Genomic DNA, 12,376 nt, shown 5'->3' with positions numbered 1-12,376 from the left:
CCGCGTCCCCGTAGGGCTCGAATCCAGCGTCACAAGTCAGTGACGCCACGCCCAAGCAGTAACGAGCACGGGCATCCTGTCGTTGATCGAATCCCTCCCCCGAGGGAAGAATCCGCATGTCCAGAAGGACGGCCGGTGTGGGTCTTCTGGACCGCTGGAGAGCGAGGAAGACTGCGGGCACATGCCAGTGGATAGGGAGGGGGCGGTGTAAGTGGCCAATACAGTAAGGACTTGATCTTGAGCGGCTAGCACAGGTGATCGACCCCGCCTTCCTCAATCCCCGAGCCCGTTGCGGGCATACATCCTGTCCCGCCAGTATCTGCCCTACGCCAGCACCAGAAGCTCTCGGCTGGGTGGGCCACGGGCCGGCCGATGCGGCGGCCTGCGGCGGGCATGGGCGGCCCGCTCCGCGGTGAAGGGCCGCTCCATCTCGGCGAACAGGGCCAGTAGCAGGAAGACGATGCGGTCCATGCCCGCCCACTGCCCATCGCTTAAGATCGCCGCCTTTGCGGGCCCCTTCCGCGATGCCTTGCCTCATCGCGGAATAGAACACCACGGGAATGACGCTCCCCGCCAGTTGGGGCCTGGAAGTGGGACGCGGACCAGAGACACTTGGCTTCGCCACCGCCCTCATGGAACAGATCACCGCGGCGGGCTCCAGGTCGTGGAGAACTGGAACAGTGCCAACACCGTGCTCCACTACGGCAAGGACGGCGCCCTGACCGGCCCGGACAAGGAGCACGCCGAAGCGTCGATGCTCGCCCTGCACCTGCTGCAGTCCGCACTCGTGCACGTCAACACCCTGCTGGTCCAGCAGGTCCTGGCCGAACAGGCGTGGGCATCAAGGCTCTCGGACGAGGACCGGCGCGGCCTGACCGCGCTGTTCTGGTCCAACGTCAACCCGTACGGCACCTTCCGCCTGGACATGGACAAGCGCCTCGACTTGGGGCCAGCTGTCACCGTGCCCGGCCCTCGTGCTGCGGCGGACTCTGTCGGCATCAAGGTCCTTCAGCCAACAGAATCGGGGCCAGGTCGTTGAGCAGGACGGGCGGAGCACCGCAACTGCGGTACTACTAGGGCCTGGGAGACGGTGGATCGATCAAGTCGCAGGCGATGCCGAGCGCCGCATCGATCAGCTCCGGGCCTCCGTTTTCCGCTCGATCGGCGTCGTCGCCGGCCAAGTGCAGTGCGGTGATGGCCAGGCGGACGCGCAGCGATGCGGCCGGGTCGCCGTCACCGGACAGCACGCCGGGCCCGGCCAAAAGCTCGAAGAGCGTCATGACGTGCTGATGTACCTCGGCCGCGAGCGGCTGGTTGCGCAGCGCCGGTGCGTTGTCCTGCGCGAAGCGGGCCGCCGCCGTGATGCCACTGGCTGTCAGCTCGGCGTAGCGGCGCAGGAGTTCGCGCCGGGTCTCGGGTCCTGCGGGCTGCTGCTTGGCCCAGTCGGTGAGTTCGGCGACCGCGGCGGAGAAGTCGGCTAGTACGGCGGCGAGGATCTCCTCCTTCGACTTGTAGTGGTAGTAGAGGGCCGCCTTGGTGATGTCCAGCTGCTCCGCGATCATGCGCAGCGAGGTGCCGTCGTACCCGTGCTCGCTGAAGAGCTGGAGGGCTACGCGCTGGGCGCGCTTACGGGTGTCGGTGCGGCGGCCTGCCATGGAAGTCCCTTCGTCGCCGTCGTCTCAGCCGGCCCGGGGGCGGGCCCGTAAAGGGCTTACCCCCATTGCTTGCCGATCGGCAAGCAATGGGCTAGCTTCGCCTCGACGCCAACTTTACCTGTCGGCAGGTAATGAATGCGAGTGCCTGACGCACGTCTTCACAAGGGGGTTCGCCATGCTGAACGAAACAGGCAAGAAGACGAAGAGCACGAAGAGCACGTGGAGTACCGATCCGGCCCGGCTGCGTGTGCGCCGCTGGTGGGGGCTGGCGGTCATCGCGATCGCCCAGCTGATGATCGTGCTGGACACGACCATCGTGACCATCGCGCTGCCCACCGCTCAGCAGGATCTGGGCATGTCCGACGCGAGCCGGCAGTGGGTCATCACGGCCTACACGCTGACTTTCGGCGGGCTGCTCCTGCTCGGTGGCCGCATCGCCGACCGGCTCGGCCGCAAACGCACCCTGATCGCCGGCATCCTCGGCTTCGCCGTCGCCTCCGGTCTCGGCGGGATGGCGGACTCCGGCTGGATGCTGGTCGTCGCCCGCGCCGGACAGGGCGTCTTCGCCGCACTGCTGGCCCCCTCGACCCTCGCGCTGCTGATGGCGGTGTTCCCCGGACCGGCCGAACGGGCCAGGGCCATCGGGATCTACAGCGGGGTGCTGACGGCAGGCGGCGGGATCGGCCTGGTCGGCGGCGGACTGATCACCAGCTACCTCGACTGGCGCTGGTGCATGTACGTCAACGTTCCCATCGCCCTGCTGGCCGCGCTCGGCGCCATCGCCGCACTGCCCGATCCGCCCGGCCGCACCGACGCACGGATCGACGTCCTGGGAGCGCTCACCGGCTGCGGCGGCATCGCCGCTCTGGTCTACGGGTTCTCCGAGGCCAGCGAGCACGGATGGCACACACCCCGGGTCTCCCTCTGCCTGGCCCTGGCCGCCGCCCTGCTCCTGACGTTCGGGATCGCGCAGGCCCGGCTGCGTGCTCCTCTCCTTCCGCTGCGGATCCTGACCGACCGCAACCGGGGCGCGGCCCTCGCCACCGTCGCGCTGACCACGCTCGGACTGTTCGGGGTCTTCCTCTTCCTCACCTACCAACTGCAGTCCGTGATGGGCTACTCCGCGGTCAGGACCGGCCTCGCCATGCTCCCGTTGGTCGCGATGAACGTGGCGGCGGCGACCCAGCTGTCCGGCCGCCTGCTCCCCAAGCTGCCGCCCCGGCTGCTGATCGTGCCCGGACTGCTGTGCGCGGCCGCCTCGCTCGCCCTCCTCACCCAGCTCACCCCGCACAGCTCCTACACCGCCGGCATCCTGCCCGCCGAGCTACTCCTCGGACTCGGCATCGGCACACTGTTCGGCCCCGCAGTCGCGACGGCCACCAGCGGAGTTGCTCCCCACGACGCCGGCATCGCCTCCGCGACCGTCAACACCGCCCAGCAGACGGGCGCCTCGATCGGCACCGCACTGCTCAACACCATCGCGGCCAGCGCCACCAGCACCTACCTGGCAGACCACCACGGCGCAGACGTCCTTCGGGACGCCACCGTGCACGGCTACGCCACCGCCGCGACCTGGGCAATGGGCATCATGCTCGGCACCGCGGTCGTAGCCGCCCTCTTCGTCACCGCAGACCCCCGCAAGACCGCACCGTGACCCGCAACAAAACCGCCCCGCGCAGCCGCGCCCCACCGGGCACAGCGCCCACGCCGCTGACGCACAACCCGATCGCCCCCTCATAGCGCCGGACCGGCGCCCAATGAGACCGGCGACCCGAGCAATGCGTCCGGACCACGTCATCCCGAAGGGGCGTCGCAGGACGCGAGCCACCGGGGTCTTGACACCACCAACACCAAGGAGCACGCCATGACCGCCCGTTTGAACCTCTTCAGCAATCCGACCACGACCACTGCCAAGGCCGCCGGGTACTTCGGGAAGGCGAGCAAGACGATCCTGGAGGAATCCGCGCTGCTGGCCACGACCCAGAAGCTGGTGGTGCTGCGCGCGAGCCAGATCAACGGCTGCGGCTACGCCACCGACGTGTGGAGCAAGAACGCCGCACACGCCGGAGAGAGCGCAACCCGCATCAACCTCGTCGCGGCCTGGCGCGAGTCAACGGTCTTCACTGACGCCGAGCGCGCCGCCCTGGAACTGACCGAACAGGGCACCCGCATCGCCGATGCCGCCGGTGGCGTCACCGACGACGCATGGGCGAACGCCGCCCAGCACTACGACGAGGACCAGCTGTCCGACCTGGTGATGCTCATCGCCCTGATCAACGCCACCAACCGCATGGGCGTCATCGTTCGCCAGCGCGGCGGCGACTACCAGCCCGGAGTGTTCGCCGACATGGCTGCCTGATCCGCATGGCGCCCTGAGCATCGCGGATGAACGCGAGTCGGGCAGCGGTCTGCTCGGGATAGTCGCCCATGCTCATGGAAGTCTCTGCGCCTCCACACCGGTGGCAGGACTGCCAGTCGCCTGTCCCGGACAGGCCGCTGAGCAGGCCGAACAGAACGGCAGCTGTCCGGGACGGGCGACTGCCGTTGTTCCGTGCGGTGCCGGTCCAGCAGGCTCTGAAGCGCCACCCGGCCGGTGACGCCTCACGCTTGGAACCCTTTGCCGGAGCAGCCGGCTGGCCCGTTCGTAAACCGCTACCGGAGGACTTCATGTTGAACGTCAGGAGAGTACTTGCCGCGCTGACCGGCGTGGCCATAGTCGGGCTGGCGGTGCCCGCCACCGCCGCCCAGCAGGTCCGGGAGGTGGTGCCCGCCGCCGAGGAATCCCTGAAGCCGATCCCCAATCGGTTCATGACGTGGAACACGAACGGGCAGGACCTCGGCACGCCAAAGGCGATCGCAGAACAGATCAAGCGCTTCCGGCCGCAGGTGGTCGCGTTGCAGGAGTCGTGCCTGAACGAGGTGCGTGAGGCCGTTCGGCAGCTCAACGAAGCGGGGTTCAAGTACGAGTACCGGAGCGGACTGTCCGCCCTGAACTTCGGGTGCCCGGGCCGGCTGGGCACGGCGATCATCTACGCCAAGGGCACCACGGTCAGGGCGCACAAGAAGAAGGGCTACAGCGACGACGAGGGATGGACGGAGGCGCGTGGCATGCAATCCTTCACCACGAAGCTCGACGGCCAGTGGGTCCGGGTGTTCAACACGCACCTCAGTGCACCGGGCCACGAAGACCTGAGGAAGCTGCAGGCCGGAGAACTGGCGGCCGCCACGCGACCGCATCCTCGCGCACTCGTTCTCGGTGACTTCAACACCCGACCGTACGTCACACAAGTCATGGACCCGATCTGGCAGGCCGGGTTCAAGGACGTCGACCAGTTCTGCGGACCGGTCGAGGATCCCCGGTGCAACAAGACCCTCCCGAAGACCGGACCTGGGTTCCCCACCAAGGCGGCCAAGTTCGACTACATCCTCGGCCGGGGCGTGAACTACCGTAGCTGCAGGCTGCATACGCCCACCGAGGACCACCGGATCGTGATCAGCGATCTCACCGTGGCCGACGTTCCCCGGCCGGTGTGCACCGTGAGCTGATGGAGGCGGACGGGGCAGGGCGGACGGGGCTCCTGGCCGCCCTGAAGTCTGTCACCCGTACGCGGGCCGCAGCTTCGGGAGATGCTCCACCGCTTGGGAGCGAAGCCAGTCTGATCCGAAGCTCATGTCGTGACGTCGTCGGTGACAACCAGAGCGCTGGCGCGGCGACACCGAACTGCGGCAACAGGGGAAAGGACGTGGGGGACAGAGCGGCGCCCTGATCGCCAAGCCCTCAATGAGCCCACCGTGCGCGCGGTGGTCCGCCAGTCCGTCCGCACCGCACCGCCTTCGCTGCCCGACGATCCGCCAGCGGATCCCGCGCTGCGCCGCGTCGTCGACGACCTCGCTGCCTGCACCCATGTGATCGGGGATGCTCGAAGTTGCCCCGGCCTACCTCTCCGACACCGACGCCGCCCATGTTCTGGCGCTGCGCGCCGGACCGGCCCCCGACGGTGAGGCGCTTTGATCAGGTTGTGTCGGCAGTATCTGCGGATGGTGATGCTTCTGGCCGGCACATCAAAGCCCGAGGCGTGGCGGCGGGGCAAGGAGCCACAGTCGCGGTGACTCCATCGGGTGAGGAAAAGGCGACACAGGGTGGGCCCGGCGAGGCCGCTACAAGAAGGTCCACCGCGGCCAGACGGGTTTCGCTGCCGCCGGGCCGCAGGCCACGCCTCATGCGAAGCAGAGGACCGCGGATCCGTGGCTGTAGGGGAGTGCGGGCGCGATATCGTGGAGTCTTCGTATCAGCGGTTTTGTGATCTGGCAGGAGTACCCGCGTGCCTGAGGACCCCATCGCCCACAGCGAGCTGTCCGCGCTGACTCGCCGCTACGAAGAGACTGCGCAGAAGACCGACCGCGAGTTCGGCATCGTCAAGAGCGACCTGACCGCGCTCCGCCTTCAGGTCGGCAATCTCGATCAGAAGGTCGACGGCCTGGGCGAGCGCCTCGATGGGCTGGAGCAGAAGATCGACGGGTTCCTGTCGGAACAGCGCAGTGTGAATGCCACCCTGGTCGAACTGCTTTCGGGCCTCGTCGGCAAGGACACCTCCTCCAGCTGACCCCGGGCCTCGTCGAAGGCGTCTTGCCGGATCGCCATGGATATGGCGGCTCACCGGCACGTGGCCTCCATCGGCCCCGACCAGACACTGTCTGGTCTGGGCCGATGTGCATGTACGGGTCAGTTTCCGGTGAGCAGGTGTTCCTGGCGGGCCTGGACCAGGCCGTGCCATGCGGTACGGACGTCGTCTTCGTTTTTTTGGTCCAGCGGGTGGTCGAGGGCTCCGGAAGGGGCAGGGCGGCCATGAAGTGGGCGATGTCGGTGAAGTAGGCGAAGTCGCCGGTGGCGGTGAGTTCGCGCAGGCGGCTGATGGTGGCGGCCAGGTCCTGGTTCTCGCCGCGGGCGGCGTGGTGGAAGGCGAGGGCGAGCTCCACGAAGCGGTGGAGGAAGGGGAGCCCGGCGGCGTCGATGTCGGTGCGCAGGCTCTGGGCGCGGCCGGGGACGCTGTCGGTTCCGGCGTCCTTGATCAGGGCAACGACCTGGGCGAGGAGGGTGTTGGAGCGCTGGTCGAGGCCGTTCAGGAGCTGGTGGGCGAGAGCGAGCTCGTCGCTGGCCCGGGCGGGGTCGGCGAAGGAGAGGGCGAGGGCGAGGCGGACCTGTGTCATGGCGCGCTCGCCTATGGCGTCGTGCTGCTCGGCTTCGGCGCGGCCGGCTTCGAAGGCGGTGACGGCCTGGGCGGTGTCGGCGTGGGACCAGTGGATGTCGCCGAGGACGCGGTGGTGGCGGCCCTTCCAGCCCAGGGCCGGGACGGCGGCCAGGGCGGTAGGGAAGTCGCCGGCAAGGCGGGCCAAGTTGGCCAGGCTGCGGCGGGCCTTGAGGGCGAGACGGCCGCCGGTGTCGGCAACCTGCTGCATCCCGGTGCGGGCGGCGTCGTTCCGGCTGAGGTCCTTGTAAGCCTTGGCCCGGTAATACAGGGCCATCTCGGTCAGCTCGTCGGGCAGCAGGCCGGTGTCCAGGACAACGGTGAGACGGTCGGTGGTGCGTTCGCGGTGAGGAGCTCGGCCAGGGCGTCGGCGGGTGTGTCCAGTGCCGGGTCCGGTGCCCCGCCGCTGGTGCCGGCCGGGGTGGTTGGGTGGGGTGAGGGGTTCCCAGACTGAGTCGTCGGTGTAGACGAAGGCGGCTTCGGTGAGCCAGCCCAGGTCGGTCAGGCGGTGATCGCGGGCCAGGCGCAGGCCCTGGCGCAGGCAGGCGACGAGGAGGATGCGGCTGGGGGTGAGGGCGGTGGTCGTGGCCCATTGGTTACCGAGGGCGGCCAGGGCGCGGGTGGCGGCCTGGTGCCAGTCCGCGGGTGTCCAGTGGTCGTCGGCTTCGGTGAGGGCGGAGCGGATCGCGCCGGTGGTACGGCCACAGTGCGTAGGGGTTTTCCGTGACGATGGGCCGCTCGGTCAGGCGCCGGGCGGGTGCCTGGTGGGTGAGGCCTGCGGCGCGGGTGGCGAGGTCGAGGTTGAAGGCGTCCAGCAGGGACACCGAGCGCAGGACGTGTCGTTCGTCGGCGGTGAGGTCGGACAGGGCGCGGGCCAGGAGTGCGGGGAAGGTGTGGTCGAAGTCGGCGGGCTGCGGCTCGCGGGTGCGGCGGATCTCCAGGAAGCGGGAGGCGGCCAGGTCGAGGTGGAGGGGCAGGCCGTGGGAACGCGCTCCGCGGGCGTTGTCACGTTGTCGGGGGTGTTGGCGCTTGGTGGGGCGTCGGGGCGTGCTGGGGTCGGTTCCGGCTCCGTGCTCAGGCCGTGGCGGGCAGGCCGGCGGTTCCGGTGATCTGCTTCCAGATCGCGAAGCGGACGGTCATTTCGGCGCGATGGTCGGTGGCGGTCATCAGGTGGCGTCGGGGTCGGAAGTGGGGTGAGATGCCGCTGAACGCGGCCAGGAACCGTTGGGCTCCGCCGACGCTGCGGAAGCCCTTCATGGCGCGTTCTCGTTGCCGGGTCGGCTGGTGGGAGTTCTCGGCCCGGTTGTTGAGGCCCTTGTGGGAGCGGTGCTCGACGGAAGGCATCGCCTCGCGGTGGGCGGCCCCGTAACTGCGGAGCTTGTCCGTGACCACCACCCGCGCCACCGAGCGGGTCTTCTTGAGGAGCTTGCGGAAGAAACGCCTGGCCGCGGCCTTGTCGCGTCTGTTCTGCACGAGGATGTCCAGCACGTTGCCATCCTGGTCCACCGCGCGCCACAGGTACTTCAGCTCACCGTTGATCTTGATGAAGACTTCGTCCAGGTGCCATTTGTCGCCGGGACGGGGACGCCGGCGACGCAGCGCGTTGGCGTAGGCCTGACCAAACTTCAGGCACCACCGCCGGACGGTTTCGTAGGAGACGACCACGCCGCGCTCGAGCGTCAGTTCCTCGACCTCACGGAACGACAGCGGGAACCGGTGGTACAGCCACACGCAGTAGGAGATGACCTCGACGGGGTACCGGTGCCCCCGGTACGACGGCGACACGGACGACACGAGCAGTCCCCTCCCCGATACGACCACCACGAAGATCATCCCACGCCGGTCAGCCAACGTGACAACGCCTGTCGGATCGCTTTCGCTGTCTTCGGCGCATGTGGCACAGTCGCCGCTATGACGTTGGATGATCTGCCAGGCTGGCTGGTTGGCTGGTGTGTGGATCAGCTGGGGAACGAGCCGGTCAAGGTGCTGTTCGAGCGGCGGTCACTCTCGGCGGTGTTCGGGCTGCGGCTGGTCGATGGGCGAGACGTCGTGGTGAAGGCGCGGGAGGACGACGGCCGGGCCGCTTCGTGTGTCGCCGCGCAGGCGCAGATGGCGGAACGGGGGTTTCCGTGCGCGCGGCCGCTCACGCCCGTGGTCGGCGTCGGTGCGCTGGCTGTGCATGCCGAGGAGTCCCGGTCCGGTGGTGAACTGCTGTGCGGCAACTCGCCGGATGTCGCCGTGCGCTACGCGGCGGTGTTCGCCTGGCTGATGGCTGAACTAGCCGGCGTGACCGTTGCGCCGCCGCTGCCGAATCCGCGCTGGGCGCGTTGGGACCATACGGATTCGGGGCTGTGGCCGGCGATCGACTTCCTCGATGAGCGAGACCAGAGCGCCGTGCCCGCGTACGTCGTTGAGACAGCCGACCGGGCCCGCACGAGGATGCTGGCGGCAGACCTGCCGTGCGTACTGGGCCACGTCGACTTCGAAGCGCAGAACCTCCGCTGGCACGACGGTGACGTGTGGGCCGTACACGACTGGGACAGCCTGGCGTGGCAGCCAGAGGCGGCACTGGTAGGTGCGGCGTGTGGGGCGTTCGCCAACGTCTCGCCCCCGACCCTGGCCCCGATCGAGAGTTCTTCCGCGTTCCTGGCGGCCTATCAGGACCTCCGGGGGCGTCGGTTCACCGTGGAGGAGCAGGAGATGGCATGGGCTGCCAGCCTGTGGCCAGCTGCGCACAACGCCCGCTGGGAGGCCCTGCACGGCGATACCCCGAAGTCTTGTGAAGCCGTCCGCGTCCAGGCCGCCGAGCGTCTCAGCCGAGCGAGCGCCTAGGCGGCCGGGCCCGCCCCGACCATGGGCCCGACCACAGACCCGACCACGGGCCGGCGTAGGCCGACCACAGACCCGACCACCGCAGGCCAGGGCCAGCACGCTGCTCCTGGACCACGATCCCGGCCGCCGCGCTGGCACCCCGTTGCACGGGAGCCAGGCGCGGTGGCGGGTGCGCCGTGCTGGGTGAGTCTGATGGCTCGGGACCTGCGTGCGGCGCGGTCCTTCTACTCCGACGTCATGGGCTGGAGGTACAGGCCCAGCACGCTCGGCAGCGACTTCTCGGTGGCTCTGGCGCAGGGTGAGGCGGTCGCCGGGATCGGATGCTGCCCGGGCGGTGGCCATCCGGCTGTCTGGACGCCGTACTTCGCCGTCAGGGACGCGGACGAGACGGCGGCCCGGATCAGCGAGCGCGGCGCCACCCTCGCCGTCGGTCCTCTGTGCCTGGGAGAGGGCCGCGACAGCCCTTAGGGCGTGGGTGGTGTCACCGACGCCAGGTAGGTCGCCGTCTCGCTTCCGTTGTTGCTGTAGCGGTGAGGCCGTGTGGCGTCGAAGGTCAGCGCCTCGCCCGCCTGCACGTCGAAACGCTGATCGGCGACTTGTACCGTGACCGTGCCGCTGATGACGTAGGCGCATTCGACCGCGACATGGCTCCACGGCTCGTCGCTGGAGGCATGGCCCGGTTCGAGCTTGCCGAGCAGGACTTCGAGTTGGCCGTTGCTCGGCGTCAGGCGTTCGTACTGGACGAGGCCCTTCGGCATGAGCAGCCGGGGACGTTCGTCGGGTCGGCTGTGGTGAGCCGTGAGCGGGGATTGCTCATGGAACAGCGAGGCGGCCGACGGGCCGAACACCGTGCTCAAGGCCCGGAGGGTCTTGAGGCTCGGCTCGCGGATGCCCCGCTCCACCTGGCTGAGCAGGGTCGCTGACAGGCCGGTCTGCGCCGCAAGATCGCGCAGGCTGAGCCCCGCCTCCGTCCGTAGCGCGCGTAGCTGGTCTCCCATCACGGTGGTCAGCCTAGCTGAGTCGTGCACCTTTGTGCACTCTTGTGCACCCGGACCCTGGGGGCTTCGGCACGCTACTGCCGAAGAGTCAACGGTTGACAGTCATGGAGTCGTGCACTTTTGTGTACTCGTGTAAATAAGTACACGCCCCTGCGTTACCCTCAACGTCATGGAGAGTCCACCGCCAATGAGCGCCGACAACCACCTGGTCTTCCGCGGAGGAAAGGCACTGGCATTTTTGCCGGTCGCCGTGTTTCTCGGTTTCTGCGTCGTCTTCTTCGTCGTGTTCAAGACGTTCGACATGACCGCCCTTGCCGCGGGAGGCGTCGTCGCGCTGCTCGTCGGCGCGCTGTTCGCCAAGCCGTATTCGGCGTACTGGTCCGCCGTGACGAAGGGGATCGGATCGTCCACCGCGGTGACGATCGTGATGATGCTCTTCTGCGTGGGGCTGATGTCCGCGCTGATCAAGGAGACCAACGTCTCCGGCGGGTTCGTGTGGCTCGCCGAACTCCTCGGCGTCAGCGGTGGCACCTTCACACTGTTCACGTTCATCGCGGTGTGCATCATCTCGATGTCGACGGCGTCGTCCATAGGGACGATGTTCACAGCGTTTCCGATCTTCTACCCGGCCGGCGTGCTCCTCGGCGCCGAGCCGGCGTTCCTCGCCGCCGCGATCATCTCCGGCGCGATCTTCGGAGACAACGTCGCCCCGATCTCCGACACGACCGTCATCTCGTCGTCGACGCAGACGTTCCGCCGGAAGTCCGGCACCGCAGATATCGCCGGAGTCGTGCGGAGTCGCGCCCGCTTCGCCTTCACGGCGGCAGCCGTCTCGGCCGTCGGGTTCTTCGCGCTGGGGTCGTCGGGCCACTCGACCGACTCGGCGCACTCGCAGGAGCTGCTGGAGAAGGCCTCCGACCCGCTCGCGCTGGTGATGCTCATCCCCGTCGCGCTCATGCTCACCGTGGCGCTGCTGACCCGCGACATCTTCAAGGCGGTCACGGTCGGGCTGGCGACTGGGATCGTCACCGGCCTCGCTTCGGGCCTGCTCACCCTTGACGGCATCATCGGCGTCACCGACGGGGCGCCCACCGGATTCCTGATCTCAGGCGTCAGCAACATGCTCAGCGTGATCGCTCTGGTGGTCACCGTGTTCGGCATCATGGGCGTACTCACCGCCGCGGGCATCCTCGACTGGCTGGTGAGCGCCCTCACCCGCAGCCGCCTGTCCCGCACCCCGCGCGGTGCGGAGTTCGCGATCGGCATCGGCATCTCGGGCACCACGCTGCTGTTCGGCGGCGTGAACTCGGCCGCGATGCTCACCTTCGGCCCGGTCGCCGACGAGATCGGCGCCCGCGTCGGCCTGCACCCGTACCGCCGCGCAGTCGTCATGGACTGCTTCGCGATGGGGATCGCCTCCATCGTCCCCGTCCTGAGCGCCTATCTGTTCATCGGCGCACAGCTCACGACCGGGATCAAGGGCGTTCCCGCCCTGGCCACGACGGAGATCTTCGTCGCGATGCTCTACCCGCTCGTCCTCACCGTCGTCATGGTCGTCGCGGCCGCAACCGGCTGGGGCCGCCGTTTCGAGGGCCCGGACGGCGTCGAACTGAAGCGACCCGAGCGCACGCCCGCCGCGGTCTGA

At 68.6% G+C, this 12,376-nt stretch carries 14 protein-coding genes; 10 read left to right on the top strand and 4 right to left on the bottom strand.

The window, feature by feature from the left end; all coding sequences use genetic code 11:
• Positions 1-324: 324 nt before the first annotated feature.
• Positions 325-471: a hypothetical protein gene (locus ACFYY7_RS41800; protein WP_388670561.1), complete on the bottom strand. Its 147-nt coding sequence runs from the start codon at positions 469-471 to the stop codon at positions 325-327.
• Here ACFYY7_RS41800 and ACFYY7_RS41795 point away from each other — a divergent pair.
• On the top strand, positions 461-1,039 hold the full coding sequence (locus ACFYY7_RS41795; RefSeq protein ID WP_388670549.1) for a Tn3 family transposase: 579 nt from the start codon (positions 461-463) through the stop codon (positions 1,037-1,039). The two genes, ACFYY7_RS41800 and ACFYY7_RS41795, sit on opposite strands and share 11 nt — an antisense overlap.
• Positions 1,040-1,073: 34 nt before the next feature.
• On the opposite strand, the gene ACFYY7_RS41790 is transcribed toward ACFYY7_RS41795, so the two are convergent.
• Positions 1,074-1,655 carry a TetR/AcrR family transcriptional regulator gene (locus tag ACFYY7_RS41790; protein ID WP_388670546.1) on the bottom strand — a complete coding sequence of 194 codons (582 nt, stop codon included), beginning with the start codon at positions 1,653-1,655 and terminating at the stop codon, positions 1,074-1,076.
• A gap of 175 nt (positions 1,656-1,830) precedes the next feature.
• Between ACFYY7_RS41790 and ACFYY7_RS41785 the strand changes: the two genes are divergently transcribed.
• The 6 genes from ACFYY7_RS41785 (at position 1,831) to ACFYY7_RS41760 (ending at position 7,355) form a co-directional block, all read left to right on the top strand.
• Positions 1,831-3,309 carry an MFS transporter gene (locus ACFYY7_RS41785; protein ID WP_388670543.1) on the top strand — a complete coding sequence of 493 codons (1,479 nt, stop codon included), beginning with the start codon at positions 1,831-1,833 and terminating at the stop codon, positions 3,307-3,309.
• Positions 3,310-3,519: 210 nt separating this feature from the next.
• On the top strand, positions 3,520-4,014 hold the full coding sequence (locus ACFYY7_RS41780; RefSeq protein ID WP_388670540.1) for a carboxymuconolactone decarboxylase family protein: 495 nt from the start codon (positions 3,520-3,522) through the stop codon (positions 4,012-4,014).
• Between the two features lie 311 nt (positions 4,015-4,325).
• Positions 4,326-5,201, top strand: coding sequence for an endonuclease/exonuclease/phosphatase family protein (locus ACFYY7_RS41775; RefSeq protein WP_388670537.1), 876 nt, complete (start codon positions 4,326-4,328; stop codon positions 5,199-5,201).
• Between the two features lie 776 nt (positions 5,202-5,977).
• Positions 5,978-6,259: a hypothetical protein gene (locus ACFYY7_RS41770; RefSeq protein WP_388670534.1), complete on the top strand. Its 282-nt coding sequence runs from the start codon at positions 5,978-5,980 to the stop codon at positions 6,257-6,259.
• Between the two features lie 110 nt (positions 6,260-6,369).
• Complete coding sequence (locus tag ACFYY7_RS41765; protein WP_388670531.1) at positions 6,370-6,528, top strand: hypothetical protein; 159 nt, start codon at positions 6,370-6,372, stop codon at positions 6,526-6,528.
• Positions 6,507-7,355, top strand: coding sequence for a hypothetical protein (locus ACFYY7_RS41760; RefSeq protein ID WP_388670528.1), 849 nt, complete (start codon positions 6,507-6,509; stop codon positions 7,353-7,355). Before ACFYY7_RS41765 ends, ACFYY7_RS41760 begins: the two co-directional genes overlap by 22 nt.
• 620 nt (positions 7,356-7,975) lie before the next feature.
• On the opposite strand, the gene ACFYY7_RS41755 is transcribed toward ACFYY7_RS41760, so the two are convergent.
• Positions 7,976-8,734 carry an IS6 family transposase gene (locus ACFYY7_RS41755; protein WP_388670558.1) on the bottom strand — a complete coding sequence of 253 codons (759 nt, stop codon included), beginning with the start codon at positions 8,732-8,734 and terminating at the stop codon, positions 7,976-7,978.
• A gap of 78 nt (positions 8,735-8,812) precedes the next feature.
• Between ACFYY7_RS41755 and ACFYY7_RS41750 the strand changes: the two genes are divergently transcribed.
• On the top strand, positions 8,813-9,733 hold the full coding sequence (locus tag ACFYY7_RS41750) for a hypothetical protein (protein WP_388670525.1): 921 nt from the start codon (positions 8,813-8,815) through the stop codon (positions 9,731-9,733).
• Positions 9,734-9,925: 192 nt separating this feature from the next.
• Positions 9,926-10,201, top strand: a complete 276-nt coding sequence (locus ACFYY7_RS41745) for a hypothetical protein (RefSeq protein ID WP_388670522.1) — start codon at positions 9,926-9,928, stop codon at positions 10,199-10,201.
• Here the strand turns inward: ACFYY7_RS41745 and ACFYY7_RS41740 are convergent.
• The gene (locus ACFYY7_RS41740) at positions 10,198-10,731 is read right to left on the bottom strand and encodes a helix-turn-helix domain-containing protein (RefSeq protein WP_388670555.1); all 534 of its coding nucleotides are present in this window, start codon (positions 10,729-10,731) and stop codon (positions 10,198-10,200) included. The two genes, ACFYY7_RS41745 and ACFYY7_RS41740, sit on opposite strands and share 4 nt — an antisense overlap.
• A 169-nt stretch (positions 10,732-10,900) precedes the next feature.
• On the opposite strand from ACFYY7_RS41740, the gene ACFYY7_RS41735 reads away from it, so the two are divergent.
• Positions 10,901-12,376 carry a Na+/H+ antiporter NhaC family protein gene (locus ACFYY7_RS41735; protein ID WP_388670519.1) on the top strand — a complete coding sequence of 492 codons (1,476 nt, stop codon included), beginning with the start codon at positions 10,901-10,903 and terminating at the stop codon, positions 12,374-12,376.

Origin of the sequence: Streptomyces sp. NPDC001933, assembly GCF_042890955.1 — a bacterium.
Lineage (GTDB): Bacteria > Actinomycetota > Actinomycetes > Streptomycetales > Streptomycetaceae > Streptomyces.
This window is presented reverse-complemented; position numbering and strand designations above follow the sequence as displayed.

Coding starts and splice junctions, on each gene's coding strand:
- ACFYY7_RS41795 (WP_388670549.1), top strand. CDS start 461: ATGCGGTCCATGCCCGCCCACTGCCCATCGCTTAAGATCGCCGCCTTT.
- ACFYY7_RS41800 (WP_388670561.1), bottom strand. CDS start 471: ATGGACCGCATCGTCTTCCTGCTACTGGCCCTGTTCGCCGAGATGGAG.
- ACFYY7_RS41790 (WP_388670546.1), bottom strand. CDS start 1,655: ATGGCAGGCCGCCGCACCGACACCCGTAAGCGCGCCCAGCGCGTAGCC.
- ACFYY7_RS41785 (WP_388670543.1), top strand. CDS start 1,831: ATGCTGAACGAAACAGGCAAGAAGACGAAGAGCACGAAGAGCACGTGG.
- ACFYY7_RS41780 (WP_388670540.1), top strand. CDS start 3,520: ATGACCGCCCGTTTGAACCTCTTCAGCAATCCGACCACGACCACTGCC.
- ACFYY7_RS41765 (WP_388670531.1), top strand. CDS start 6,370: ATGTACGGGTCAGTTTCCGGTGAGCAGGTGTTCCTGGCGGGCCTGGAC.
- ACFYY7_RS41755 (WP_388670558.1), bottom strand. CDS start 8,734: ATGATCTTCGTGGTGGTCGTATCGGGGAGGGGACTGCTCGTGTCGTCC.
- ACFYY7_RS41750 (WP_388670525.1), top strand. CDS start 8,813: ATGACGTTGGATGATCTGCCAGGCTGGCTGGTTGGCTGGTGTGTGGAT.
- ACFYY7_RS41745 (WP_388670522.1), top strand. CDS start 9,926: ATGGCTCGGGACCTGCGTGCGGCGCGGTCCTTCTACTCCGACGTCATG.
- ACFYY7_RS41740 (WP_388670555.1), bottom strand. CDS start 10,731: ATGGGAGACCAGCTACGCGCGCTACGGACGGAGGCGGGGCTCAGCCTG.
- ACFYY7_RS41735 (WP_388670519.1), top strand. CDS start 10,901: ATGGAGAGTCCACCGCCAATGAGCGCCGACAACCACCTGGTCTTCCGC.